The following is a 24,044-nucleotide window of genomic DNA, read 5'->3' as shown; positions in this document are numbered from 1 at the left end:
AGCGGAGGCCGCCAGAATCGCCGATGGGTGCCGTGGGCGTCTCGTCACGTGAGGGGAACGGGGAAGCATCGAGCCTCACTCTCCTCGGATATCACGAAGCGGCCGTGGTCACGGCCGCCGCGAAAGGGATTTCCCAGAGGATGAGGCAGGAGTTCTCAGATGAACACAACTCTCGGTGGCGGTATGTCGCCGTTGGCGAGATACCGCCATGGAAGGGCCCGGACCGCCGACGGCGGCCCGGGCCCGGGCGAAACGGGTCGGTACTACAAGCCTTACAGACCCGGGGAGCGCAGCTGCAGCGAGAAGTCCTGCCGGTTGTTGTCGGTGTCGGTGCTCAGGATGTTGCGGGTGTTCGCCGCGTTGAGCGAATCGGTGACGGTGCTCTCCGGAGTCGCCGCCTGGCCTTCACGTGCGGCCATGACCGCGTTGCTGAAGGCGACACCATCGATCTTCGCGCCGGCCAGGTTCTGGACCGAGACGCCACCGAGGGTCGGGATGCCCTCGGTGCCGGTCAGCGTGAACGGAATGACGTACGTCTGGTCGCCGATGGTGCCGGAGAAGTTCTGCCCGACCAGCACGGCGTACTGGCCGGGGTTGCCCTTCGGCTGCAGGATCGTGCCCGCCGGCAGGACGATCGTGTCGACCACGACGTTCGACGGCGAGTAGATGCGGATCACGTGGCCGCTCACGTCCTGCGGCTGGTTCGAGACGTTGCGCAACTCGACGTACTCGTCGAGCAGGCCGTTCACGCCGCGGGTCGAAACCTCGTTGACCACCACCGTGGACGAGACCAGCGGCGCGGCCTCGGTCCCCTCACTCTCGCCCGCCGCGTTCGCGACACCGCCCGCCATACCCATCGCCAGCATCGCGAAAACCGCCGAAGCACCCAGAATTCGTCGCATGAGAAATTCCTTTCAGCCAGATTATCGGGGATCTGTTCGCCGGACCGGAATCCTTTCATCCGGCGGCGACCAGATAAGTATCCGAGAACGGGTGCGTCGCCGGAAAGGGGCCAGTTTTCCGGTACTTTCCCGTCAGTCGATAATTTTCCGCCGCTGTCTTCTGGCGACCGCGGCGGCGAGTTCCAGCTCCCGGCTGGGCGTGCCCAATACGTCGCTGAGCCGTTGCCGCCAATACGGGCCGGGGATACGTTTTCCTCGCTCCCAGCGGGAAATCTCCTCTCGCGTCACGCTGTCGTTGCCGGAGCGGATATGCAACTTCGCGACCAGGTCGCACTGCGACCAGCCTTTCGCGATTCGTTGTTCGGCGAGTAGTTCGCACAGGGGGGTCACGACCGAACCTTTCTGATGCGGGCACACGGATTCGAAACCGGTCGGGGAGCGGATCTCAGGGGAGTGGCCGTACGCAGCCGAAGTCGGCCTTGTTGTCGTCGGTGTCGCGGCTGACGGCGTCCCTTGCCTGAGCGAACCCGGGACAGGCGACGGCGGCCTGGTTCTCGCGGCAGGGCGACGACGGCGCCCAACCGACACTGTCGACCCGGGCTCCGCGCCGGTCCAGCAGCATCTCGCCGTCCCCGACGATCGCCTCGACGACCATCTGCTGCACGGTCCCGCCGAAGCCCTGTCCGGTGATGAGGAAATGATCACCGGCGGGGATCTCGCTCCCGGCAGGCATGGTGGCCAGCTCGACGGGCACGGCTCCGCCTGTGCACGCCTGAACGGACCAACCGCCGATGTCGAGCGTGACGGCGCCGGTGTTGCGCAGGGCGATGTAGCCGGCCGGGCCGCCGAGAACCTCATGGATCTTGACCGACGAAGCCCGGACGGTATCCGGGGCGAGGGTTCCGGCGAGCGCGAGGATCACGAACGGGACGCCTGGCTTCGTCATGACCGCAACGCTAGAAAAACGATCTCGATGGCGCAGGATACGGTGGGTACCGAACCTGCTCCGGTCGCGGTACTTCCGGTACGCCGCCCACCCGGCCGGCCTAGCCGCGGTATCCGGCAAGCCGTTCCGCGGCGTGCAACTCGCCTTCGTGCGGCGTGGTCTCCAGCCGTGGCAGCGGGGTGCCGCCCGGCCGGAATCGCAGTGCCCGGAACAGGTCGCGCCGACTGCCGAAGCCCAGTTTCTGCAGGATCCTGCTGACGTAGTTCTTCACCGTCTGCGTCGCGAGGTGCAGTTCTTCGGCGATCTCGTCGTTCGACCACCGGTAGAGAATCAGCGCGAGGATGTCCTCCTCCCGCCTGGTCATCAGGCTCGCGTACCGCACGGCTTCGGTGACCGGCCGCGGGGTTCCGCCTGCCTGCACGCACACCCGCTGTCCGGCGAGGGTGGAGCGTACCGCCGACATCACCTGGCCGCCGCTGGCCGACTTGTGCACGAAGCTGTCCGCACCCGCGTTCAGCGCCATGGCGATGGCCGAAGGCGAGGCGTCACCGGCGAAGACCAGGACGGCCGCGCGCTCGAAGTGTTCCTTGACGAACCGGCAGATCGCGGTCCCGGCGGGCTCACCCCAGATCGACAGTTCGGTGATGACCATGTCGGGGTGGCTCTTTTCGCACTGCGACAACGCTTCCGGCTCGCTCGCGGCTTCGGCCACCGCCCCCACCCCTGCCGAATCCCGCAACAGCCTGCTGAGCGCGTATCTGATGAGGGGCTGATCGTCTACTACGAGCGTGGTGACGCGGTTCATGGTTCCCCTTGGGGTATTTGACGGACGCCCGGGGTGGCCCCGGGCCGTGCGGTCGGTCCGGGCCGGGTCGTCCCGGCGGCGCCCGCATGCGCCAAGAACACGTTCGGCCGCTCGGGCGATCCGTCGAACCGACCGCCGCGGCGACGTCGGTAGTCATTTTCGCCGAATCCTCTTTCGTCGCGGTCCGGTATGGATCTTCCCGCTTCTCCACGCGGGTGAGGACCAGCAATCGGGTGACAAGAGGGAAAGTCGCCACATGAGATGGCCGGATTTGGGCCGGACGGCGGATCGGGGATACAAATTCCCAACGTGTCGCACGGGACACGTGGAAGGCCGGATCCGTTGTGCCGCCGAGATCTCAAGGGGAAGGATGATCCGACGGATTCGTCTTCGTCCGGTTCTCGCCGGGGCATGAACCGGCGTTCGGTTTATCCGTTCGCGCCCGTTCATCGTACTGGTTCGGTGCGTTTCGTTGAAAGACTTCGTCGGGGAATCATATTTCCGGGAGGCCGGTGAAGAGCGTATTCACCGCACTTCGGTGATGAAGTGTGATCGTGCCAGTGGTAAGGGCCCAGAACCGCGCCCGGGCCCTCCACCGGTCGATCAGGAACAGGACACGTCGCGCTTCGGCAGCTTCCCCGACATCAGGAAGTTCGTCGTGGTGTTCAGCGCGCAGGCGTTGCCGCCGAGGACGTATACGCCGTGGCCACTGGCGTCCACGGTCACCAGCCGCGACCGGGCACCGAACTTCTCGTCGATCAGCTGCCCGCCCCGCAGCGGGGTCACCGGGTCCCGCCGGTTCTGCACGACCAGCACGTTCTCCGGGCCCTTGCCCTCGACCGCCACCGGGGGTTCGGACGGTGTGTAGGGCCAGTACGCGCATGGCACGATGTTCGCTCCGGCGGCGCCGTAGAGCGGGTAGCGCTCGCGGTCTTCGGCCACGCCACGCTGATAGGTGCGTACGTCCGAGGGCCAGGCGACGTCGTTGCACGTCACCGCGAGGAACACGGACCACGGGTTGTCCGCAGGCGACGGCGCGGCCGCGGGGGACAGGCGCTTCGCTTCGGCGGCGACGCGTGCCGCCGCTGCCTTGTCGCCGTCGCGGACCGACTGCCACCACTGCGCCGTCTGCCCATACCTCGTCTTCCCGTAGAGGCCCGCGAACGTTGCCAGCCGGAACAACCGTCCGTCGAGGCCGTTCACCGGCGCCTTGTCGAGTTTCTCCGCGAGCGCGAAGTACGTCCTGCGCACTTCGGCAGCTGTACGGCCGAGACCGTAGGACTCATGCCGTGCTGCCACCCACTTCGCGAAGTCCGGGAAGGTCTCCTCGGCGCCGAGCCCGAACCTGCGCAGCCCTTCGCGATCGAGGTGGGTGTCGCCGACGTTGCTGTCGAGCACGATCCGGTCGGACTTTTCGGGGAACATCGAGGCGTACGCCGCGCCGAGCGCGGAACCGTACGAGTATCCCAGGAAGCTGGCCTTCTCCTCGCCGAGCGCGGCCCGGATCCGGTCGAGGTCCCTCGCCATGTTCGCCGTCGAAATATGCCGCAGCCTGCCGCCCTTGTCGTTCGCGGCACACTGTGCGGCCACCGCTTTCGCGATCTTCGCCTGCTCGGCGACCGCCGCTTCGTCCACCGCGTACGGCGGGATGTTGCCCATGTACTCCTGCTCGGCCGTGAACCCGCAGCTCACCGGGGTCGAATGCCCGATTCCTCTGGTGTCCATGCCGATCACGTCGTAGCCGTCCAGGACACTCGCGGGCATGCCGTGCGAGGCGAGATCAGCGGGGAACGACAGCCCCGACCCACCCGGACCGCCCGGGTTCAGCATGAGCACACCTCGCCGCGCCGCCGGTTTCGTGCTGGCCAGCCGGGAGATCATGACGTCGATCCGCTCGCCCTCCGGCTTCCGGTAGTCCAGCGGCACCGGCACGGTGGCGCATCGCAGCACGATGCCGCCGGGCACCGCCACGTCGTCGGGACACGCGGCCCACGTCAGCCCCTTCGCGGTTTCGTCCGCCCCGGCGGGCGCCGCGAACAGCGGCCCCGCGAGGCCGAGGACCACGGCCAGTGCCGCGGCTCGTTTCCGTCTCGTCATCTTTCCCCGATCTCGATGTGATCACCGACGGGCGTATTCGAGGCCGTGCCCTCGGGGCATGGTCAAGCCGCTTGACCATGCCCCGAGGGCACGGTGTCCAATGCGGGGGATGTCCTGGAGCACACGGGAGCTGGCGGACCTGGCCGGCACGACGCTGAAGACCGTCCGCTACTACCACCGGATCGGGTTGCTCGACGAGCCGGAACGAGCACACAACGGGTACAAGCGGTACCGCGTCGAGCATCTGGTCCGGTTACTGCGGATCCGGCGGCTGGTGGAGCTGGGGGTGCCGCTGTCCGCGATCCCGGCGATGGCGGACTCGGACGAGCGCGCGGAGCAGACGCTGCGCGCGCTGGACGAGGAACTGCGGGCGAGTATCGAACGGCAGCAGAGGATGCGCGACGAGCTGGCGTTGATCCTGCGCCGCCGCAGCCTGGTGGACCTGCCACCGGGCTTCGACGGCAACGTCGAGGGCATGCCGGAGGAGGAGCGATCGCTGATGATGATCTTTTCGACGGTGCTGGACCCGGCCACGATGGCCTCCCTGCACGCGCTGCAACCGGCCTCCCGGCCTGCCGTCCAGAAGGAGTTCGACGAGCTGCCCGCGGACGCCGACGACGCGACGAGGCAGCGTGTCGCCGAGGCCCTCGCGCCGGTCGCCCGCGACCAGTACGAAGCCCAGCCCGGACTGCTGGACGGGAAGACGTGGAAAGCCCTCACCACACCGGTCGTCCTCCACGGCGTGGTGGATCTGTACAACCCGGCCCAGCTGGACGTCTTGCAGCGCGTGAACGCCCTCCTCGGCCTCAACCCACCGGAAGCGATGTCCTGACGATGGTCAAGAAACTCAAACGACGGTGGCAGCTCTCCAGGGTCAGGTCCGGGGACGGATCCCCGCTGGCCGAGTACCGCCGGTGGCAGCTCTTCTCCCGTTCGCTGTTCTTCCTCGATCACGAAGCACACCTCTACGCGGTCGACATCCGGTACCTCGCCGACGCCAAAACCCGGAGGCAGCACGAAGACGCGGCCGGGAAAAGCCCCGCAGCGCTGTACCGTGACGGCGTCCAGCTCTTCCGGTCCAACCTTCCCGCGGCGTTCCCCGTGCCGGGCGGCGTCGTCGAAGTCGCCACCAGCGCGGTCGGGCTGAAACGTATGCACTTCGTCCCCGAGCACGGCGGCGAGCGAGCACTGCGGCCTCACCCCCGTTCGCAGGAAGGACTGCGGGCGAGGTTCGGGCGGCGGTTCCCCCGGACCAGCACCGCGATCGGCGCGGTCTCGCTCGTGATCCTGCTGATCGCGCTCGTCTTCGGCCTGCTCCAAGGCGCGGAGGCCGTCACCAAGATCCCCGCCGTCGCCGAACACGTCGGGACCTTCACTTCGCCGGTGGTGCTGCCGAAATGGGCGAAGATCACGCTCACGGTGGCGGGATTCCTCTCCGCTCTCGAACGCGCGCTGAGGCTCCGGTACAACCGGTTGATCGACTCCGTCACCTCTTGAGGCGGTGAGGGGTTCGACCTTCCGGCGCGCGGGGAGATCCACAAGTCACCGAGCGCGAGGAGGATGCCGCATGCGGCGGACGGATCTGGAGACCGTGGACGTGCTGGGTGTCGCCTTCCCCAAACCGTCGCGGACGCCGGGGCGGGTCGCGCTCGTCTCCCTGGAGACCCTGCTGGAGAGGGGTAAGGCGAAGGTGGCGGGTTGCGAAAAGCCACTTTCGCGACGCCTGAGGTCCCGAAAGTGGCTTTCGCGATACCTGGGTGCCCTGCGGCCGCGAGCGGATCCCGCGACCCCGCACCTGTGCGTTACCCCTCAATAACCCTCATTGCCACCCGCGAGCTCCCGCAAGACCGCGCACAGGGCATCAAACAGACATTTCACCACGCGAAAGTGTCCCTTGTGGACACTCAAGGCGCGGCAAGCTCCCGTAGCCAATCCAGAGCCACGCCATATTTGCCCTGCCTCTCACCGCAACCGGACGAGCCTGCGCGGACTTTCGAAGAGCGTCTTACGGCCTAGCGGCCGCAGCGGTCCACGCGTTTCCATGGCCACTCCGAAACGAGCCAGCGCGCGACGGCGTCGGCGAGTGCCGCGTCGAGCTCCGCCATGTCGGACCGAACCCAGGACTGCACCGTGACGTCCCACTCTTCGGCGGCCGTGGGATACAGGTAGACGCAGCCGATGACGTCGCCGTCGTCCGGGCTGAGGACGGTGAAGGTGAAACCGGTGCGGCGTGCGAAGTCGTCGGCGTGACGGCGTAGATCGACGAGGTTCTCCTCGAGGGTCATGCCTTCGGGTGGCGGCCAGTTCCCGTCGGGATAGCCGGGAGTGGCGCGAATCTGCTCGATACTCGACATCCAGGCGGCATGGTCGGCCGCGTTGTGGTGTGGCCCCAGCGGTTCCAGGTGGAACCGGTCGGTGACGAGTGAGGTCGGCGGGATGAAACCTCTCGGCACGAACTCATCGGCGGTCATGCCAGGGACCGTAGTGACCAGCCGGAGTTCCCTCAACGGGAATTCCAGGGCAGCAGCTGGGCGCGGGCGATGCGGATCAGATCGGAGCGCCGGGTCCGGCCGAGCTTGTCCCGGATGTTCTCCAGATGGCGGTTCACGGTACGCACGGCGATGCGCAGCTGCGCGGCGATCTCCCGGTTGTCGTAGCCGTTCGCGAGGCAGCGCAGCACGTCGCGTTCCCGGGTGGTGAGTGGCCGGGCGTCCCGGTGCAGCTCGCCGATCAGATGCGCCGCGAGTTCGGCGGGGAGCACCGGCCCGGTGAGCACGGCGGCGACCGCGTCGATCAGCTCGGCCGAGGTGGCGGCCTTGCCGACGCAGCCGTGCGCGCCCGCCTGGATCGCGGCCAGCAACTCCTCCGGGCCCGCCTGGGAAAGCACGAGAACCCGCACTTCGGGCCGGCGCTGCCGCAGGTGGCGGATCAGGCCGACGCCGCGGCCAGTGGGCTCTTCGGGGTGGGGGCGCAGACTCAGATCGACCAGTGCGACGTCGGGCCGCACCTGATCGGCCATCCGGCACGCCGTCGGCACGTCGGCCGCCTCGGCCACCACGATCGCCCTGCCGTCGCGCTCCAGTCCATTTCGGACACCGTCGCGGGTGATCGGGTGGTCCTCCACGATGAGCACGCGGATCCGGGTCTCACGCATGGTCGTTTCCCTTCGGGATACGTAGCTCCACCTCGGTGCCGTGGCCGGGACTGCTGCGAATGCGGACGCCGCCCGCCATCCGGTGCACCCTGGCCTTCACCGAAAGCCGCAGGCCGAGCCCGCTCGTGTCCTGATCGGGCGGGAAACCGACACCGTCGTCGCGGACGGTGACCGTGATGCCGCCGCCGTCGGGCAGCACGGTGAGCCAGACGTGGTGCGCCCGCGCGTGTTTGACCACATTGGTCAGCAGTTCGGCGACCGCGGCGGAGATCTCGGTGGCCATCCCCGCGGGCAGTAGGAACGGGCCGGCGGCGATGAGCCGGACCGCGACGTCGTCGTGGTGTTCGGCGAGTTCTGCCAGCCGGGCACGCAGCGACACGACGCCGGGTGGTGGTGGATCGGGTTCGGCGCCGCCCAGGCCCCGCAGGGCCGACTCCTGCCGGGCGATCCCCTCCGCGACGTTGGCCCACGCCGGCCCGGCTTCCCGGATGTTCGCACGCAGCCGGGCGAGTTCCTGCAACACGTCGTCGTGGATCTGGGCGGCGATCCGCTGCCGCTCGGCCATCCGCGCCGCTCGCAGCCCGGCACGGTTCGCCCGTTCGTGCAGTGCGTCGAGTTGGCGGGCGGCCGCCCCGATCGTGCCGCCGAGCAAGACGTAGGAAAGCCCTCCGCCGATCATGGCCAGCACCTGGAGGAAGGAAAGCCTGTCGAGCGCGACTTCGTTGGCGGCGTAGGCGAACGGCAGGGACAAGCCGAGGATCAGCCCGGCCGTACAGCCGCCGCGCGGTCCGTAGACGGCTCCGCAGGCCGCGACCGCCGCGGCCGGATACGCGCCCATGAAAGACGGGTGCTCGGTCAGCATCGCGTGCGGAGGGTGGATGTGGCCGTACGCCACGGTCAGCGCGATGGCCACCGCCACGTCCATCGCGAGCACCGGCCGCATCCGCCGGATTCCGGCCATCGTGAGCCAGGCCGTCCAGCAACCGGTCGCGAGCAGCGCGATCCCCGCTTCGACGGGCCGCTGGATCTGCCCGCTGATCAACGCCACGATCAGCATCCAGCCGAACGCCAGCCAGCGCAGGGCGAGCACCAGCAGGATCGGCGTCGGATGTCTCGGGCCCTCCGGCATCTACGGCACTCTGACGATCACTGGGGGCGAGAACCTCGTGCAGGTCGAGCGGCGCACGAAATGCTTCTCGCATGCTTGGACCTCCACCAGATAGGTGGTCGCCGCGGTCAGGCCGGGCACGGTGAGTTCGTAGCCTGCGACTTCGCGTTCCACGCGTGACCGTGCCGGGTCGTTTTCCGGCCACCAGGCGACGTTGAACGCGTCGGCGGTCTGATACCGCCAGCTCAGCCGGATACCCGCGCCCTCCGCGGAGGCCGTCGTGATGCAGGGCCAGTCGAGGACTTCGCAGGGACCGCCGGATTCGCGGGCGACGGACCGGCGCTGTCCAATGTAGACGAGTGGTGCTCCGCCGACGGGCAGCACGATCGCGCCGCCGCGGAAATTCACGTAGCAGACCGAATGATCCGCCGACTCGTCGATCGGTTCACCGAGCCGCCCCGACGGCCCGCCCTCGGCGGCCCAAACGGTGAAGATGGCCATCGGCATCACCGTGAGACGGTCGGAGCGCGGGCCGTAGATCACGTAGTCGGGCCCGAACCTGACTCCTCGGTTCGGCGCGTTCCACGGCGTGTAGCGCACGCCGCCGACGCCACTGCGGGTGTCACCGGCGGGGCAACCCACCCCGACTTGACCGTCGTTGTGCCGCAACCAATCGCGGACCGGAGCGTCGACGGCGAAGGGAGGGCAGAAGCGGCCTTCGGGGTGCTGGTGGGCGACGGCCACGACGACCACGCCCGCCGCGAGTCCGACCGAAAGCAACAGGCCAGAGGTACGGATCGCCAGCGCCCGGGTGGACGGCCCCTCCGGTCGCGGGCCGGGAGCCAAGGCGACCAGCATCCTGGCGACACGTGCTTGCCTGGTGGCCCAAGCCGCGGCCGGCGGCAAACAGACCGCGAGCGCGCCATTGAACGCGACGAACGGGTCCGCTCCCACCCATTCGCCCGCCAGCGCCAAAAGGTACAAGATGGCGAGGACGGTCGCGCCCGCGATCCGCACCCGGCGCCACCAGCGTGGCGCGGTCAGCCAATGACGTGCCCAACCCAGCGCGACGGCCCAGATCTCCGGGTCGGGGAAGCGGTTTCCCTTTCGCGCCTGCCGGATCACCGCCCGGCGTGTCCGGAAACCGAGCTGCCACCAGACGACCTGTGCCCCCAGGATCTCGGCGAGGTCGCCGTGCCCCGTGCTGGACCCCCCGGTCGAGACCACGAAACGGATTCTACTGGTTCGTCGGCCCGGTCACACTAGCCCGCATGGCCGCAGAATCGATGGGCATTCTCACCCACGGCCGAATGGGCGAATTCGGAGCTTACCCGGTCGGCGGTGCCAGGAGCAGGATCGGTGCGAGACCGGCCGACGTTTCGGCTGAATACCCCAGGAGCTGATCCATGAAACGCGAACTCGGCATTGTCGCGGTGATGGTCGTCGTACTCGGAATCGTGACGGGAGTGGCGCCCGCGCAAGCCGCGCAGAACTGGCGGTGCACGATCACCGGCAGCTTCAGTGACAGCGTCGCGCCCTACTCGACCCATTGGCGGGTCGGTTCCCGGCCCGTCGGCCCGGGCAGGATGGTGTACTGGCTGCACGAGAAAGTGGTGAACGGCCAGTACCGCTTCGATGCGGCCGATCGTGCCCGCTGCGATCCGCCTTCGCCGTTGCTTTTCCCTGTGGTCGGCATGCAGCCGCAAGCGTTGGCCGGGCAGCCGGCTTGCACGTCGCCGGGAACGTACTCGGAGATCAAGAACGGGAAAATCGCCACCTATCACTTCATCGGTCAGATCCGCAGCCAGGTCGGCACCTTGATCCCGACTCCCTACACATTCCGGTTCTGGCATGGGGAAGTCCAGCAGCAACCGGGTGTGTGGACCTGGGAGGACAGTCTTCTCGCTCAATGCTGAAACGAATGAAAGGGAATCAGGTGACGAGCCGATTATCGCGAATACGCGGAAAGAGACGCACGGCGGCGATGGCCGCGATCGGGATTCTTCTGCTGCCGATGGCGGCGCGAGCGGACACGCCCCCGATGCTGATGGCGGGCGGGGACTTCGGTGTCATCGCCCGCACGCCCGCCGGAGCCGTCCAGCAGGCGACCGGCTCGTTCGACAACGGCACGGTCAAGAACGTGACCAGTGTGACGTCCTTCGTGGCGGCCAACACGCCGCCGGAGACCAAGGACGCCTACACACTCCAGCTCAACACCAACGAATTCGGGACCCCGCTGTGCGGTGACAAGCCGCTGTGCCAGGGCTGGATGCAGTTCGTGTTCGCCAACAACGGAACCGGCGGTGAGCTGTCCATCAGGTACTGGCTGCGGTCGTACGGCGCGCCGTGCCCGGCCGGCTGGCAGCCCAAACTGGTCGACAGCTGTTACAAGAAGAGCGCCGGGATGCCCACTCCGAACATGCCACTCGTGACCGGCAGCATGCCGAGGTACAAGCTGACCGGCAGCGCGAACGGACCCCACGACGCGGCCGTGTTCACCGTCGACGGGTCCATCGTCGCCGTGGTGACCGCCCGCGAACTCGTGATCGGGTCGCAGTGGGAGGACGTCGAGTTCAACGTGTACGGCTACGACGACGAATCCATCGCCGTGTTCAACACCAACGCCGAGTTCAACACCCGCACCCAGCTCGAATACGGCGGCACGGCCAGGCCCAAGTGCATCTCCACCGGCTTCAGTAACGAAGCCAACAACTTGTCCTTCATGGCACCCCCGCCGCTGCCGACCGGAACCAAGCCGGCGTTGGTCTTCCGGCAAAAGAAACTCCCCGCCGGAGGGCTCGGCGCGGGGAGACCCTGTGCCTCGGCCGTGGCCATCGGTGACACCCACGAAGTCACGTTCGCCGGGCTGGCCTACGACTTCCAGGCTTCGGGCGATTTCGTCGAGGCGCAGGCAGGCAGTGCGTTCGAGGTGCAGACCCGCAAGGTGTCCGGTGCTCCGTCGTGGCCGAACACCTCGGTCAACCGATCGGTCGCGACGAGGATGGGCACCACACAGGTCGCGATGTGCGACGGAACGCGCCTCATGGTGGACGGCCGCCCGACCGAGCTGGCGTCCGGCGGATCCCTGTCGCTGCCGACCGGGGTGGACATCAAGCGGGCCGCGAACGTGTACACCGTGACGGACAAGGACGGGAACGGCATCCACGTCACCGCGAACGCGGGTTACACGGACTTGGAGGTCTCCCTCGGCACTTGGCCGACCAGGGTGCGTGGCCTGCTCGGCAATCCGGACGACAGCCCCACCCTGCTGGAAGCCAAGGACGGCACGCGGTTCCGCACTCCGATCGCGTTCGGGGACCTCTACACGTTCGGCAACAGCTGGCGGGTCGCGTCCACCGCGTCCCTGCTGCGGCCCTGCGCCGCGGTGTCGACGGGTAACCCGACAGCGCCGTTCTTCGCGAGCAACCTCGATTACTCGGTCCGCATCCAGTCCGAGAACGTCTGCCGTCAGGCCGGCGTCCTGAGGCCCCTTTGGCTGGAGTCCTGCACCCTGGACGTCGCCGTGCTCGGCCCGCGGGCCGCGGCCGTCCACGTCGACCGGCAACTCGACGTCATCGACGGCAACCCGCCACGCCGTCCGCCGTGCTCACCGGCGGGCTGCTGAGCCGTCGGACCGGACACGCGTGATCCGGCTCCAAGCACGCGTGTGACGTCAACGGGACAGTGGCCGTGAGGGCCTCCTTGCCTACCTCGAAGGTGGGCAAGGAGGCCCTCACGGCGTTGGGCCGGGTCAGCGCAGTTTGTCGACCGACGCGATCCGTTCCCAGTGGGCGCCGAGGGCGTTGAGCAGCGCGGCCATGTCGATGTCGCCGTCGGTGCCGTCGAGGAGCGCCTTGTCGAGCCTGCGGGCGCGTCGGTTGACTTGGGTCAGGACGGACTTGCCCTCGTCGGTGAGCGAGAGCAGTTTGCGGCGCGCGTCGTGCGGGGATTCGACGCGCTGGATGAGGCCTCGCCGCTCGAGCCTGCGGCACAGATCGGCCATCGTCGAGGTGTCGAGGGCGACGGCGCCTGCCAGTGAGCTCTGGTCGCTCCCGGGATAGGCACGGACCGCGGACAGGACCGCGAACTGCGGACCGGTCAGGACCGGATCCACGTGCCGGTTCCACGCGGCGAGGTACGCCTGGTACAGCCGGCGGGCGCCGTAGCCCGGGGCCGCCAGCAGGTCGGAGGGTGGCGCGGGAGTGACGGCCGGCGTGTCTTCCCTGCGCCGGCCCGTACGCGCCGGTTCACCCATCGTCGTTCTCCCTCGTCTGTTTCACCCGCTGTCCGGGCCCCCGGGTAATCCTACGTGTCCGGACGGTCGCTCACGGCCATCCCTTGCCGAAGCCTGTCCCCGCAAGCCCTTGCGTATCCGGATAGTACGTGTTCGGATGAGTGTCGGCCCAATGCGTTGCGGGAGCACGAATCCAGGCGCAACTCTTGCGCATCCGGATAATACGTGCTCGGATTAATGTGGAGGTGGTCAACGATGGATCAGAACCTGTTCAACGACATCTGCCTGCGCCAGCTGACTTTCTCGGGGGTGCACGAGGGTGAGACCGTGGTGGTGCTGACCCGCGGCGGTGAGCGGGCGGAGTACGCCGACGCTTTCCTGTGGGCCGCCCAGCAGCTGGGTGCCTCGGCCTACCACATGCGGTTGCCCTCGCCGGTCAGCGCAGCGGGCGCCTGGGCCGTGGGGGATTCGGGTCTCGGGAACATCCCGCTCGCGGTCGAGGCGCTCAAGAGCGTGGACATGGTGGTCGACTGCACGTTCCTGTTGTTCAGCAAGGAACAGTTCGCCATCCAGGACGCGGGCACCCGCATCCTCACCGCGGTCGAGCCGCCCGAGCTGCTGGCCCGGCTCATGCCGACGAAGGAACTGCGGGAGCGGGTGGAGATCGGGGCCGAGCTGCTCGCCAAGGCGGGCACCATGCGGATCACCAGTCCGGCGGGTACCGATGTCACCTATCAGCTGGGCGTTTACCCGACGCTGTCCGAGTACGGCTACACCGACACCCCCGGCCGCTGGGACCACTGGCCGGCGGCGTTCGTGTTCACCGGTGGCGCCGACGACGGCGTCGACGGGAAGATCGTGCTGTCACCGGGGGATGTCCTGCTGCCGTTCAACACCTACGTACAGACGCCGGTGGAAATCACCATCGAGCAGGGTTTCATCCGGGACATCCGCGGCGGTGCCGGATCGTCCGGGCTGGACGCCGACCTGCTGCGGTCCTACATCGAAAGCTTCGAAGACCCCCGCGGCTACGGCATGAGTCACGTGGGCTGGGGGCTCGACGAGCGTGCGCACTGGCACGGGCTGACCCAGTTCCCCGGTGGAATGGGCATGGAGCTGCGCAGCTTCTACGGCAACGTGATGTTCTCCATCGGCCCCAACAACGAGCTCGGCGGCCCGAACGACACCCCGTGCCACTTCGACATCCCGATGCGCGGTAATTCCCTGTACCTGGACGACGAACTGATCGTCGACAACGGTGAGCTGACCGTGGCCGAGATGCGTCCGGCGGGTCGTCGATGAGCGACCACCACATCGGGATGATCGTCCCCAGCTCGAACCTCACGATGGAGACCGAGCTGCCGAGGATGCTGCGTGCCAGGGAAGAGGCCGAGCCGGGGGACCGGTTCGTCTTCCATTCCGCGCGGGCCAGGATGAAGCACGTCGAACCGGAACAACTGCGGGCGATGAACGCGCAGGCGGGCCGGGCGGCGGCCGAACTGCCCGACGCCCGGCCGGATGTGGTGGCCACCGCGTGCCTGGTGGCGATCATGGCCCAGGGGCCCGGCTATCACTGCGCCGCCGAGGCCGACATCGAGCGCGTGCTGCGCGACGAGGGCTCCGACGCGCCGGTCGTGTCCAGCGCCGGTGCGCTGCTCTCGGGTATCCGTGCGCTGGGTGCCCGCAAGGTCGCGATCATCACGCCGTATCTGAAGCCGCTCACCCAGGCGGTGGTGGACTACATCGAGGACGCGGGGATCGAGGTGGCCGACGCGCTGTCGCTCGAGGTGTCGGACAACCTCGCCGTGGCACGGCTGGATCCGGCCGGGTTGCGGGAGCACCACCGGAGGCTGAACCTGTCCGATGTGGACGCGCTGGTGCTCTCCGCCTGTGTCCAGATGCCGTCGCTGCCGGCGATCCAGCCGGTGGAGGACGAAATCGGGATCCCGGTCCTGTCCGCGGCGACCGCCACGACGTTCCGGATCCTGTCCGAACTCGGGGTCGAGCCCCGGGTGCCGGGCGCCGGGCGGCTGCTCAGTGGTGCCGGGGAATTGACGAAGACGGGAGGCGGGCATGGCCGCGAGTCAGTCGTTTGAGGTCATCGTCGTCGGCGGCGGCCTCGGCGGGCTGTGCGCCGCGCTGTCCCTGCGGCAGCGAGGACTTCGGGTCACCGTGGTCGAGGCGGCGCCGGCACTCGGTGAGATCGGCGCGGGGATCCAGACCGCGCCGAACGCGAGCCGGATCCTCATCGGGCTCGGCCTGCGTGCCCGGCTGGAACGGGTGCGGACCGAGCCGCAGGACCAGGTTCGCCGTCGCTGGGCCGACGGGAGCATCATCGCCCAGCTGCCGCTAGGCGGGCGCGTGATCGACCAGTACGGCGCCCCGTACTGGCACTACCACCGCGCCGACCTGCACGGAGTGCTGCTGGACGCCTGCCTGGATCCGGAGGTTCCCGGTCCGGTGGTGCAGGTGGCGACCGGCGCGCGTGTGACCGACCTGGACCGTAGTGAACCGGAGCGGCCCGCTGTGCTCACCGCCGACGGTCGACGGTTCGCCGGTGACGTGGTGATCGGCGCCGACGGCATCCGGTCGGCGGTGCGTGACCTCGCCGGATTCGACGACACCCTGGAGTTCTCCGGCGAGATGGCCTATCGCGCCCTGATCTCCGGAGACCTGATCGCACAGGACCCCACCACCCGGTTCCTGGTCGACCGCTATCACTCCACGATCTGGTACGGCCCGAACAAGCACCTGGTGCACTACATGATCCGCGGCGGCCAGTACCTCAACGTGGTCGCGATCGTGCCGTGCACCGACGCGGTCGCCAGGGACTGGAGCGGTCCGGCCACCGCCGCCGAACTCGCCGCCGAATACCGGGACTGGGACGACCGCGTCCCGGCCATGCTGGCCAAGGCGAAGGACGAGGACGTCTCGGTGTGGGCGATGTACCGTCGTCGCCGTGATCCCGTCTGGGTCGACGGCCGGATCGCCCTGCTCGGCGACGCCTGCCACGCGATGCTGCCCTACCAGGCACAAGGCGCGTCCCAGGCCATGGAGGACGCCGCGGTGCTCGCCGAGGAGCTGGGGCGGGTCGCCCGCGACGGGATCGACGGCGCCCTGATCCGGTACGTGGACCGGCGCGCCAAGCACGCGGGCATGGTGCAGGACGCGTCACTGCAGAACATGGACTTCTACCACCTGCCCGACGGTCCCGAGCAGCGCGAGCGGGACGAGAAGCTGCGTCGGTTCGACGGCGAATCCGACGTCTCCTACGACTGGCTGTGGAACGGCAGCCCGCTCACCGATCCCGACACCGAGTCCATCCATTACCAGTTCGCTCGCTGAGGAGCGGACTGGCCGGCGCGACGGAGCCATTCATGCGCACTGGAGATCAGATCGTCCAGGACTTGCCCTGGCGTTGGAGCGTGCAAGGAAAGATCTTCCTCATCGGCGGCCTCGGCTACATGTTCGACGCCTGGGACGTGGCGTTGAACGGGTTCCTCACCCCGCTGGTCGGGGCGGAATTCGGGTTGTCCGCCGGACAGAAAGGGCTGGTGGCGACGGCCAATCTGATCGGCATGGCCGTCGGCGCGGTCATCTGGGGCACGGTGGCGGACCGCATCGGCCGGAAGCGGGCGTTCAGCGTGACGCTGCTGCTGTTCGCGCTGTTCTCCGTGCTCGGCGCGCTCTCGCCGAACGTGGAATCGTTCCTGCTGCTGCGGTTCCTGGCGGGCATCGGGCTCGGCGGATGCATCCCGGTGGACTACGCGATCGTCAGCGAGTTCTCGCCACGCCGCCATCGAGGCCGGGTGCTGTCGGCGATGGACGGCTGGTGGCCGGTCGGCACGACGCTGGCCGCCGTCACCGCGACCTTGCTGGTCCCGGTTTCCGGGAACTGGCGCTGGATGCTGGTGCTGATGATCCTGCCCGCGCTGCTGCTGTTCTGGGTGCGGCGCGGCATCCCGGAGTCACCGCTGTACCTGGTGCGCAAGGGACGTGAGGCGGAGGCACGGACCGTCATCGACGACCTCGTCCGCCGTACGGGAGCGGCCCCCGAGCCGTACACGATCCCGCCCGCGGTGGTGGAGGACACGCGCGGTGGCGCGCTCGCGGCGGCGTTCGATCAGCTTCGCCGGGTGTGGGCGTTCAACCCGCGGATCACCGGTGTCGCGTGGTCGTTGTTCATCACGGTCATGCTGGTCTACTACGCCGCGCTCAGCTGGATGCCGTCCATCCTGCGGGCACAGGGATTCGGGGAGATCGCCGCCTTCGCGTCGACCGCGCTCATGAACGCGACCGGCATCGTCGGCGTCGCGATCGCGGTGCTCCTCGTCGACAAGGTCGGCCGCAAACGGATCATCGCGATCGCCGGACCGGTCACGGCGTTGTCTCTGGTCGTGTTCTCGCTGCTGCTGGACACACCGACAGCGGCGGTCGTGGCGATCGGCGCGTTCGGCCTGTTCGCCCTCGTGGTGATCCCGGTGATGTACGCCTACGTCTCCGAGCTCTATCCGACCGAACTCCGTGCCTCCGGATTCGGCTGGGCGTCTTCGTCGAGCCGGGCGATCACCGGCTTCGCGCCGTTGCTGTTCGGCAGCGTCCTGTGGCCGGTGCTCGGTTTGCCCCTGACCTTCACCGTGCTGGGGCTGCTCGTGGTCGCGGCGGTCGTGTTCATGATGATGGGCGCGCCGGAGACCCGGGGGCGCGAACTCGACCGGATCGTCGACCCGGCGGAGCCCGTGACCGGTACGACCTCGGCTCCGGCTCCGTGAAGCCCGCCGCGTTCCGCTACCACCGGGCGCACGACGTCTCCGACGCCGTCGGCCTGCTCGGCGAGCTCGCCGCGGCAGGCGAGGATCCGAAGCTCATCGCCGGTGGACAGAGCCTGATGCCGATGATGAACTTCCGGCTCGCCCGGCCGACGGCTCTGGTCGACCTTGGCCCGCTGCGCCGGGATCCGGCACTGAACTCCTTCAGCCATACGGATTCGGGGCTCACCATCGGGGCGATGGTCACCCATCGGACGGTGGAGGTCTCCGCGCTCGGACCGGACTTCGCCGTACTGTCCCGCGCCATGCGGTGGGTGGGGCATCTGCCGATCCGCTCCCGCGGCACGGTGGCGGGCAGCATCGTGCACGGTGACGCCACCGCGGAATGGTGCCTGCTCGCCCTGCTGCTCGACGCGGTGATCGTCGCCGAAGGTCCGGGCGGCCGCCGCGAGATCCCGGCGGGGGAGATGTTCCACGGCTTCTACAGCACGGCCGTCGAGCCCGACGAGGTGGTGACGGCCGTGCGCTTCACCCGTCCGGCGCCCCGGGCCGCGCTGACCGAATTCGCCCGCCGCCACGGCGACTTCGCGATCGTCGACGCCGCGGTCAGCCTGGACGCGGGCCCCGACGATCGTGCTCCGCTGGCCGGTGGACGCGTGGTGCTCGGCGGCGTGGCTCCGGCACCCATCCGGGTTCCCGAGGCCGAGTTCCTGCTCACCGGAGGTGTCCCCGGGCCGGAGCTGTTCGCCGCGTGCGGGGAGGCCGCGGCGGCGGCCATCGACCCTCCCGATGACGCGGCGGGCAGCGGTACCTACCGCCGACAGCTGACGCGAACCCTCGTCGCCAAGGCCTTGGGCCAGGCGTGGGAGAAAGGAGCGACGCGATGACTCCGCGATTCGACGGGCGGAACGGTCGCTGGGTCGGGGCCTCGGTGCCCCGGCGCGAAGACCCCCGCTTTCTCAGCGGCCGGGGCCGGTTCGTCGACGACATCCAGCTGACCGGGATGCTGCACGCGGCGTTCGTCCGCTCGACGGTCGCGCACGGCACGATCGCCGGGATCGACCTGTCGGCCACCCTGGCGGTCGACGGCGTCGTCGCTGCCTACACGGCGGCGGATCTCGAGCTCGGTGACATCGTCGCGCTGCTCGACCGCCCGCCCGAGGAGTTCTCGCCGACCGCGATGCCGATCCTCGCCAGGGAGAAGGTCCGGTTCACCGGCGAGCCGGTGGCACTGGTCGTCGCGCGTGACCCGTACAGCGCCGAGGACGGCGTCGAGGCCGCGATCGTGGGCTACGAGCCGCTCGGGGCGATCGTCTCGGAGGAGTCGGCATTCGCCGAAGGGGCGCCGCTCGTGCACGAGGAGGCGCCGGGCAACGTGCTGCTCGACGTGTCCATGTTCGACACTCCCGGTGTCGGCGCGGCGTTCGAGGCGGCCCGCGCGGACGGCGGTTGCGTGGTCGAGGTCGTCACGAAGAGCGGGCGGCAGAACGCGCTCCCGCTCGAAACACGCGGAGTGGTCGCGTCCTGGGACGATCACGACGACCAGCTGCTCGTGCAGATGTGCACCCAGGTGCCGCATCAGGTGCGCACCGCGATGGCCCGCTCGCTACGGGTCCCCGAACGCACCGTGCGGGTCACCGTTCCGGACATGGGCGGCGGCTTCGGGCAGAAATGCGTGGTCGGCCGGGAGGAGATCGCGGTCGCGGCGGCGGCACGGCGGCTGAACCGGCCGGTGAAGTGGATCGAGGACCGCCGGGAGGCGCTCACGGCCGGCTTCCTGGCACGGGAGCAGCGCTACCGCACCTTGGCGGCGTTCGACGGGGACGGCCGCATCACCGCATTGGACGTCGACGTCGTCTGCGACATGGGTGCGTACTCCTGTTACCCGTTCACGGCGGGGATCGAGCCGCTGATGGCGTCGGCCGAAATGCCGAGCGTGTACCAGGTGCCCGAGTACCGGGTCCGCGCCCGCGCCATCACCAGCAACAAGGCGCCGACCGCGCCCTATCGCGGGGTCAGCCGTCCGCAGTACGTGATGGCGATCGAACGGGTCATGGAACGCGCGGCACGGGAACTCGGCCTCGACCCCGTCGAGATCCGGCGGCGCAACGTGATCACCCAGTTCCCGTACACCGGCGTCAACGGCATCACCTATGACCCCGGTACCTATCGCGAGTCGCTGGAACTGGCCGAAGCCACGCTCCGCGACGAGGGCTGGTATGAGACCCGTGACCGTGCCGCCGCCGAGGGTAGGCACATCGGCATCGGCTACTGCTGCTTCTCTGAGCGGACCGGCTACGGATCCGGCGCCTTCGCCAAGCGGAAGATGGCCGTGGTCCCTGGCTTCGACATCTCCGAAATCCGCATGGACACCACCGGATCCGTCGTCGTCACCAGCGGCACCATGAACCACGGCCAGTCCCACGAGACGACGCTGGCGCAGATCGTGGCCGACCGGCTGGGGCTGCACCTCGACCAGGTCAAACTGCGTCAGGGCGACACCGAGCGCATCGCCTATGGATGGGGGACTTTCGCTTCCCGTTCGGTGACGATCGGCGGCTCCGCGGTGTCCCTCGCGGCCGGGAAACTCGGCGAGCTGCTGTGCAAGATCGCCGCGCACCTGCTCGAAACGAGCCCCGACAACGTCCGCCTCGACGGCGACGGCGGCGTCGTCCAGATCGACGAGCCGGAGCGGCGTGCGTCGTTCGAGGAGATCGCCGACGTGGCGTACCTGCGCAGTCACCTGCTGCCCAAGGACGTCGAACCGACGCTGACGGCCACGGCGAGCTTCGACGTGCCCGGCGACGGGACTTTCTCGAACGCCACCCACGCCGTGGTCGTCGAGGCCGATCCGGGCACCGGGCAGATCAGGATCCTGCGCTACGCGTGCGTCGAGGACTGCGGGGTGGTGATCCACCCGCAGGTCGTCGACGGCCAATGCCGCGGTGGGATCGCGCAGGGCATCGCCGGCGCGCTGTTCGAGGAGGTCACCTATGCCGGCAACGGCGAACCGTCGGCCGCCAGTTTCATCGACTACCTCGTCCCGACCGCGACGGAGATTCCCGACATCACCGTCACGCACCTCGAAACCCCTTGCGCCTTCACGGAAAGCGGTGCGAAGGGCGCGGGCGAAGGCGGCACCATCGGCGCGCCGGCCGCCGTGCTGAACGCGATCAACGACGCGCTGCGCGATACGGGGATCGAACTCGACGCGACCCCCGTCCATCCGCAGACCGTGCTCGCCGCGCTCGAAACGCGGATCCCCGAGGAAATGAGCGTCCCATCATGACCGACCGGCATCTGATCGTCCTGAACGTCAACGGCGACGAGTACGAAACCCTCGTCGAGCCGCGCAAGACCCTGCTCGACGTCCTGCGCCACGACCTCGGGCTCACCGGCACCCACGTCGGCTGCGAGCACGGAGTGTGCGGCGCCTGCACCGTCCTCGTCGACGGCGAACCGGTGCGGGCCTGCCTGATGTTCGCCGTACAAGCGGAAACCGCCGAGATCCGCACGGTCGAATCACTGAGCCACGACGGCGAACTCTCCGACCTGCAACGGTCTTTCAGTGAGCACCACGGCCTGCAGTGCGGCTTCTGCACACCCGGCTTCCTCATGCTTGCCGAAGGATTCCTCGCCCAGCGGCCGGACGCCGGCCGCGAGGAGATCCGCGAGGCCGTGTCGGCGAACCTGTGCCGCTGCACCGGTTACCAGACGATCGTGGACGCGGTCGAGGCGACCGCGACCCGTCGGTGCCACGTCAAGGAAAAGGAGGCGACAGCGTGATCCTGGAAAACCAGCTGTCCGTACCGGCCGGGCCCGACGCGGTCTTCGCCCTGATCAACGACGTCGAGCGGGTGGCGGGCTGCCTCCCGGGCGCGACCCTCGACGGGCGGCAGGACGACGCCTATCTCGGCCGCGTCAAGGTCAAGGTCGGCCCGATCACCGCCGCATACGCCGGCACCGTGCGCTTCACCGATGTCACCGAGGCCGACCGCACTCTGCGGCTGCTGGCCAGGGGAGCGGACGCCCACGGCAACGGCGACGCCGAAGCCGACGTCACGCTGACCGTGCGCGAGGCACCCGGCGGCGCCACCATCGAGTTGCGCACCGACCTGTCGATCCGCGGCAAGCTCGCCCAGTTCGGGAAGGGCGCGATCGGCGCCGTGTCCACCCGGCTGCTCGACCAGTTCGCCCGCAATCTCGCCGACCAGTTGCGGCAGCCTGCCACGGCGGAGCCCGCGACGATAGCGGAATCCACTCCCGCGCAAGGCGATGAGGCGCTCGACGGTCTGGCCATGCTGGTTCCCGACAGCGTCAAGCGCTACGGCGCGATCGCGGCCGCCGCGGCGCTCGGGCTGTTCCAGGGCTGGCTGCTCGGCCGGATCCGCACTCAGGACAAACTGATCAAGGAGTTGCAGCGTGCCCGTCGATGAACGCCTCGACAGCGTGTACGACCGAGCCGGCTTCGGCGCGAGCGTGCCCCGCGGATCCCGTCCGGCGCTGGTAGTGGTCGACCTGACCCGTGGATTCACCGAACCCGGCTTCCCGTCCGGAGCGGACCTCACCGCCGAAGTGACCGCGACCGCCGCCCTCGTGGCCGCGGCCCGGCGGCAGGACGTGCCGGTGATCTACACGGCGATCAGCTACACGCCGGCCGAGGCCGACGGCGACTCCATCGCCTGGCTCCGGAAAGCACCCGGGATGCGAGCCCTGCGCGAAGGAAGCGAAGCGATCGCCCTCGACCCTCGGCTCGAACAGCGTGAGGGCGACCATTTCGTCTTGAAGAAGGGCGCCTCGGCGTTCCACGGAACCGCACTGGCCGCTCTCCTCACGGGCCTGGGCGCGGACACTGTCGTCGTTTGCGGCGCCACCACCTCGGGTTGCGTCCGCGCGACCGCCGTCGACGCCGTCCAGTCCGGCTTCAACACGCTCGTCGTCCGGGAAGCCTGCGGTGACCGTGCCCAGGGACCGCACGACGCCGCACTGTTCGACCTCCAGGCCAAGTACGCCGACGTCGTCAGCGTCGAAGATGCGGTGGCTTACCTCGGAAAGGCGCCACTTCGCACGCTCGGGCAGCCCGCGCTGACCGACCTCGGCACCGTTCCCGCGACCAGCCGCTGGGTGCGATCGGGGCCGGTCCGGCTGCACGTGCTCGACTACGGTCCTCCCGACGGTGTCCCGGTGCTCGTGCTGCCTGGGATCACCAGCCCGGCCGTCACGATGGACTTCGTGGCACGGGAACTCACCGATCTGGTGCGCCCGCTCGTACTCGATGTCCGCGGCCGCGGCCTGTCCGACGACGCGCCGGATCCACTGCACGGCTACGACCTGGCGAGCTACGCCGCGGACGTCGACGCGGTCGTGGCCGGATTGGATCTGCGCGACCCGATCCTGCTCGGGCACTCCATGGGCGCGCGGATCGCCGCGCGGGCCGCCGCCGTCGGCCGTGCCCGGCTTGGCGGCACCGTTCTGGTCGACCCTCCGCTGAGCGGCCCCGGACGGGACCCGTACCCCACTACCCTTGACGCCTTCCTCGGGCAACTCGACCAGGCCCGCCGGGGGACCGACGCCGACGAGGTGGCCCGGTCCTGGCCGCGATGGCCGCGCCGGGAACAGGAGTTGCGTGCCCGCTGGCTGTCGTCGTGTTCCCGTGACGCGATCGCCGCCACCCACGCCGGTTTCGAATCGGAGGACTTCTTCACCGACTGGCCGGAGGTACCCGCTCCGACCTTCTTCCTGTACGGCGGCGAGAGCCCGGTCGTCACCGCCGCCGGTGTGGCCGAAGCCGCCGAGTGCAACCCGTCGGCCGGACTCGTCGAGATTCCGGAAGCCGGGCACATGGTCTTCTGGGACCGGCCCGACGCCGCCGTCACCGCGCTGCGGGAAGTGCTGCGAAAGTTCCTCTGAGGCCCGATCGGCTCGGAACCGCTGACCTTGCCCTCCCGAGGTACATGAAGGACCTCTTCCTTGCGCCAGGCGCAAGGAAGGGGTCCTTCATGTACCTCGGCAAGGTGTGAAGGTGTCTG

General features: G+C 68.9%; 23 protein-coding genes. 13 read left to right on the top strand and 10 right to left on the bottom strand.

The window, feature by feature from the left end:
* Positions 1–272: 272 nt before the first annotated feature.
* From DL990_RS34085 to DL990_RS34065, 5 genes are all read right to left on the bottom strand, one after another.
* The gene (locus DL990_RS34085; protein WP_125787779.1) at positions 273–902 is read right to left on the bottom strand and encodes a lamin tail domain-containing protein; all 630 of its coding nucleotides are present in this window, start codon (positions 900–902) and stop codon (positions 273–275) included.
* A 132-nt stretch (positions 903–1,034) separates the two neighbouring features.
* Entirely contained in the window at positions 1,035–1,292 is a 258-nt protein-coding gene (locus DL990_RS34080; protein ID WP_370308207.1) for a helix-turn-helix domain-containing protein, read from the bottom strand.
* 55 nt (positions 1,293–1,347) lie between these two features.
* Positions 1,348–1,848, bottom strand: a complete 501-nt coding sequence (locus DL990_RS34075) for a lamin tail domain-containing protein (RefSeq protein ID WP_125801182.1) — start codon at positions 1,846–1,848, stop codon at positions 1,348–1,350.
* Between the two features lie 100 nt (positions 1,849–1,948).
* Complete coding sequence (locus DL990_RS34070; RefSeq protein ID WP_125787782.1) at positions 1,949–2,653, bottom strand: response regulator transcription factor; 705 nt, start codon at positions 2,651–2,653, stop codon at positions 1,949–1,951.
* Positions 2,654–3,256: 603 nt separating this feature from the next.
* The gene (locus DL990_RS34065; RefSeq protein WP_125801181.1) at positions 3,257–4,750 is read right to left on the bottom strand and encodes an alpha/beta hydrolase; all 1,494 of its coding nucleotides are present in this window, start codon (positions 4,748–4,750) and stop codon (positions 3,257–3,259) included.
* Between the two features lie 109 nt (positions 4,751–4,859).
* Between DL990_RS34065 and DL990_RS34060 the strand changes: the two genes are divergently transcribed.
* Both DL990_RS34060 and DL990_RS34055 read left to right on the top strand, forming a co-directional pair.
* The gene (locus DL990_RS34060) at positions 4,860–5,582 is read left to right on the top strand and encodes a MerR family transcriptional regulator (RefSeq protein ID WP_125801180.1); all 723 of its coding nucleotides are present in this window, start codon (positions 4,860–4,862) and stop codon (positions 5,580–5,582) included.
* Positions 5,583–5,584: 2 nt separating this feature from the next.
* On the top strand, positions 5,585–6,247 hold the full coding sequence (locus tag DL990_RS34055; protein ID WP_125801179.1) for a hypothetical protein: 663 nt from the start codon (positions 5,585–5,587) through the stop codon (positions 6,245–6,247).
* 515 nt (positions 6,248–6,762) lie between these two features.
* Here DL990_RS34055 and DL990_RS34050 read toward each other — a convergent pair.
* From DL990_RS34050 to DL990_RS34035, 4 genes are read right to left on the bottom strand one after another with little or no spacing between them, the layout of a single operon-like run.
* Positions 6,763–7,221, bottom strand: coding sequence for a GNAT family N-acetyltransferase (locus DL990_RS34050; RefSeq protein WP_125801178.1), 459 nt, complete (start codon positions 7,219–7,221; stop codon positions 6,763–6,765).
* A 32-nt stretch (positions 7,222–7,253) separates the two neighbouring features.
* Positions 7,254–7,904: a response regulator transcription factor gene (locus DL990_RS34045; RefSeq protein ID WP_125801177.1), complete on the bottom strand. Its 651-nt coding sequence runs from the start codon at positions 7,902–7,904 to the stop codon at positions 7,254–7,256.
* Positions 7,897–9,033: a sensor histidine kinase gene (locus DL990_RS34040; protein WP_125801176.1), complete on the bottom strand. Its 1,137-nt coding sequence runs from the start codon at positions 9,031–9,033 to the stop codon at positions 7,897–7,899. The genes DL990_RS34045 and DL990_RS34040 overlap by 8 nt, the downstream gene beginning before the upstream one ends.
* Entirely contained in the window at positions 9,034–10,239 is a 1,206-nt protein-coding gene (locus tag DL990_RS34035) for a hypothetical protein (RefSeq protein ID WP_125801175.1), read from the bottom strand.
* 179 nt (positions 10,240–10,418) lie between these two features.
* On the opposite strand from DL990_RS34035, the gene DL990_RS34030 reads away from it, so the two are divergent.
* Together DL990_RS34030 and DL990_RS34025 are read left to right on the top strand one after the other, a co-directional pair.
* Positions 10,419–10,928, top strand: coding sequence for a hypothetical protein (locus DL990_RS34030; RefSeq protein WP_125801174.1), 510 nt, complete (start codon positions 10,419–10,421; stop codon positions 10,926–10,928).
* 68 nt (positions 10,929–10,996) lie between these two features.
* Positions 10,997–12,637, top strand: a complete 1,641-nt coding sequence (locus DL990_RS34025; protein WP_158632686.1) for a VWD domain-containing protein — start codon at positions 10,997–10,999, stop codon at positions 12,635–12,637.
* 126 nt (positions 12,638–12,763) lie between these two features.
* On the opposite strand, the gene DL990_RS34020 is transcribed toward DL990_RS34025, so the two are convergent.
* The gene (locus DL990_RS34020; RefSeq protein WP_125787793.1) at positions 12,764–13,267 is read right to left on the bottom strand and encodes a MarR family winged helix-turn-helix transcriptional regulator; all 504 of its coding nucleotides are present in this window, start codon (positions 13,265–13,267) and stop codon (positions 12,764–12,766) included.
* A gap of 234 nt (positions 13,268–13,501) precedes the next feature.
* Here DL990_RS34020 and DL990_RS34015 point away from each other — a divergent pair, with 234 nt between their 5' ends.
* The 9 genes from DL990_RS34015 to DL990_RS33975 are packed head-to-tail and all read left to right on the top strand — an operon-like array spanning position 13,502 to position 23,925.
* Positions 13,502–14,548 (top strand): leucyl aminopeptidase, encoded by a 1,047-nt coding sequence (locus DL990_RS34015; RefSeq protein WP_125787794.1) that lies wholly within the window; start codon positions 13,502–13,504, stop codon positions 14,546–14,548.
* Entirely contained in the window at positions 14,545–15,342 is a 798-nt protein-coding gene (locus tag DL990_RS34010) for an aspartate/glutamate racemase family protein (RefSeq protein ID WP_125801172.1), read from the top strand. The genes DL990_RS34015 and DL990_RS34010 overlap by 4 nt, the downstream gene beginning before the upstream one ends.
* Positions 15,320–16,591 carry an FAD-dependent monooxygenase gene (locus DL990_RS34005; protein WP_125787796.1) on the top strand — a complete coding sequence of 424 codons (1,272 nt, stop codon included), beginning with the start codon at positions 15,320–15,322 and terminating at the stop codon, positions 16,589–16,591. The genes DL990_RS34010 and DL990_RS34005 overlap by 23 nt, the downstream gene beginning before the upstream one ends.
* 32 nt (positions 16,592–16,623) lie before the next feature.
* Positions 16,624–18,018 carry an MFS transporter gene (locus DL990_RS34000; protein ID WP_125801171.1) on the top strand — a complete coding sequence of 465 codons (1,395 nt, stop codon included), beginning with the start codon at positions 16,624–16,626 and terminating at the stop codon, positions 18,016–18,018.
* Positions 18,015–18,902, top strand: coding sequence for a xanthine dehydrogenase family protein subunit M (locus DL990_RS33995; protein WP_125787798.1), 888 nt, complete (start codon positions 18,015–18,017; stop codon positions 18,900–18,902). Before DL990_RS34000 ends, DL990_RS33995 begins: the two co-directional genes overlap by 4 nt.
* Entirely contained in the window at positions 18,899–21,304 is a 2,406-nt protein-coding gene (locus DL990_RS33990) for a xanthine dehydrogenase family protein molybdopterin-binding subunit (protein ID WP_125801170.1), read from the top strand. The genes DL990_RS33995 and DL990_RS33990 overlap by 4 nt, the downstream gene beginning before the upstream one ends.
* Complete coding sequence (locus DL990_RS33985) at positions 21,301–21,801, top strand: (2Fe-2S)-binding protein (protein ID WP_125801169.1); 501 nt, start codon at positions 21,301–21,303, stop codon at positions 21,799–21,801. The genes DL990_RS33990 and DL990_RS33985 overlap by 4 nt, the downstream gene beginning before the upstream one ends.
* The gene (locus tag DL990_RS33980) at positions 21,798–22,451 is read left to right on the top strand and encodes an SRPBCC family protein (protein WP_125801168.1); all 654 of its coding nucleotides are present in this window, start codon (positions 21,798–21,800) and stop codon (positions 22,449–22,451) included. Before DL990_RS33985 ends, DL990_RS33980 begins: the two co-directional genes overlap by 4 nt.
* Positions 22,438–23,925: an isochorismatase family protein gene (locus DL990_RS33975; RefSeq protein ID WP_125787802.1), complete on the top strand. Its 1,488-nt coding sequence runs from the start codon at positions 22,438–22,440 to the stop codon at positions 23,923–23,925. The genes DL990_RS33980 and DL990_RS33975 overlap by 14 nt, the downstream gene beginning before the upstream one ends.
* Positions 23,926–24,044 lie beyond the last annotated feature (119 nt).

The organism is Amycolatopsis sp. WAC 01416 (assembly GCF_003947485.1).
Lineage (GTDB): Bacteria > Actinomycetota > Actinomycetes > Mycobacteriales > Pseudonocardiaceae > Amycolatopsis.
This window is presented reverse-complemented; position numbering and strand designations above follow the sequence as displayed.

Bases quoted from the DNA above. Each gene is read 5' to 3' on its own strand.
- DL990_RS34085 (WP_125787779.1), bottom strand. From the start codon at position 902: ATGCGACGAATTCTGGGTGCTTCGGCGGTTTTCGCGATGCTGGCGATG.
- DL990_RS34075 (WP_125801182.1), bottom strand. From the start codon at position 1,848: ATGACGAAGCCAGGCGTCCCGTTCGTGATCCTCGCGCTCGCCGGAACC.
- DL990_RS34070 (WP_125787782.1), bottom strand. From the start codon at position 2,653: ATGAACCGCGTCACCACGCTCGTAGTAGACGATCAGCCCCTCATCAGA.
- DL990_RS34065 (WP_125801181.1), bottom strand. From the start codon at position 4,750: ATGACGAGACGGAAACGAGCCGCGGCACTGGCCGTGGTCCTCGGCCTC.
- DL990_RS34060 (WP_125801180.1), top strand. From the start codon at position 4,860: ATGTCCTGGAGCACACGGGAGCTGGCGGACCTGGCCGGCACGACGCTG.
- DL990_RS34055 (WP_125801179.1), top strand. From the start codon at position 5,585: ATGGTCAAGAAACTCAAACGACGGTGGCAGCTCTCCAGGGTCAGGTCC.
- DL990_RS34050 (WP_125801178.1), bottom strand. From the start codon at position 7,221: ATGACCGCCGATGAGTTCGTGCCGAGAGGTTTCATCCCGCCGACCTCA.
- DL990_RS34045 (WP_125801177.1), bottom strand. From the start codon at position 7,904: ATGCGTGAGACCCGGATCCGCGTGCTCATCGTGGAGGACCACCCGATC.
- DL990_RS34040 (WP_125801176.1), bottom strand. From the start codon at position 9,033: ATGCCGGAGGGCCCGAGACATCCGACGCCGATCCTGCTGGTGCTCGCC.
- DL990_RS34030 (WP_125801174.1), top strand. From the start codon at position 10,419: ATGAAACGCGAACTCGGCATTGTCGCGGTGATGGTCGTCGTACTCGGA.
- DL990_RS34025 (WP_158632686.1), top strand. From the start codon at position 10,997: ATGGCCGCGATCGGGATTCTTCTGCTGCCGATGGCGGCGCGAGCGGAC.
- DL990_RS34020 (WP_125787793.1), bottom strand. From the start codon at position 13,267: ATGGGTGAACCGGCGCGTACGGGCCGGCGCAGGGAAGACACGCCGGCC.
- DL990_RS34015 (WP_125787794.1), top strand. From the start codon at position 13,502: ATGGATCAGAACCTGTTCAACGACATCTGCCTGCGCCAGCTGACTTTC.
- DL990_RS34010 (WP_125801172.1), top strand. From the start codon at position 14,545: ATGAGCGACCACCACATCGGGATGATCGTCCCCAGCTCGAACCTCACG.
- DL990_RS34005 (WP_125787796.1), top strand. From the start codon at position 15,320: ATGGCCGCGAGTCAGTCGTTTGAGGTCATCGTCGTCGGCGGCGGCCTC.
- DL990_RS34000 (WP_125801171.1), top strand. From the start codon at position 16,624: ATGCGCACTGGAGATCAGATCGTCCAGGACTTGCCCTGGCGTTGGAGC.
- DL990_RS33990 (WP_125801170.1), top strand. From the start codon at position 18,899: ATGACTCCGCGATTCGACGGGCGGAACGGTCGCTGGGTCGGGGCCTCG.
- DL990_RS33985 (WP_125801169.1), top strand. From the start codon at position 21,301: ATGACCGACCGGCATCTGATCGTCCTGAACGTCAACGGCGACGAGTAC.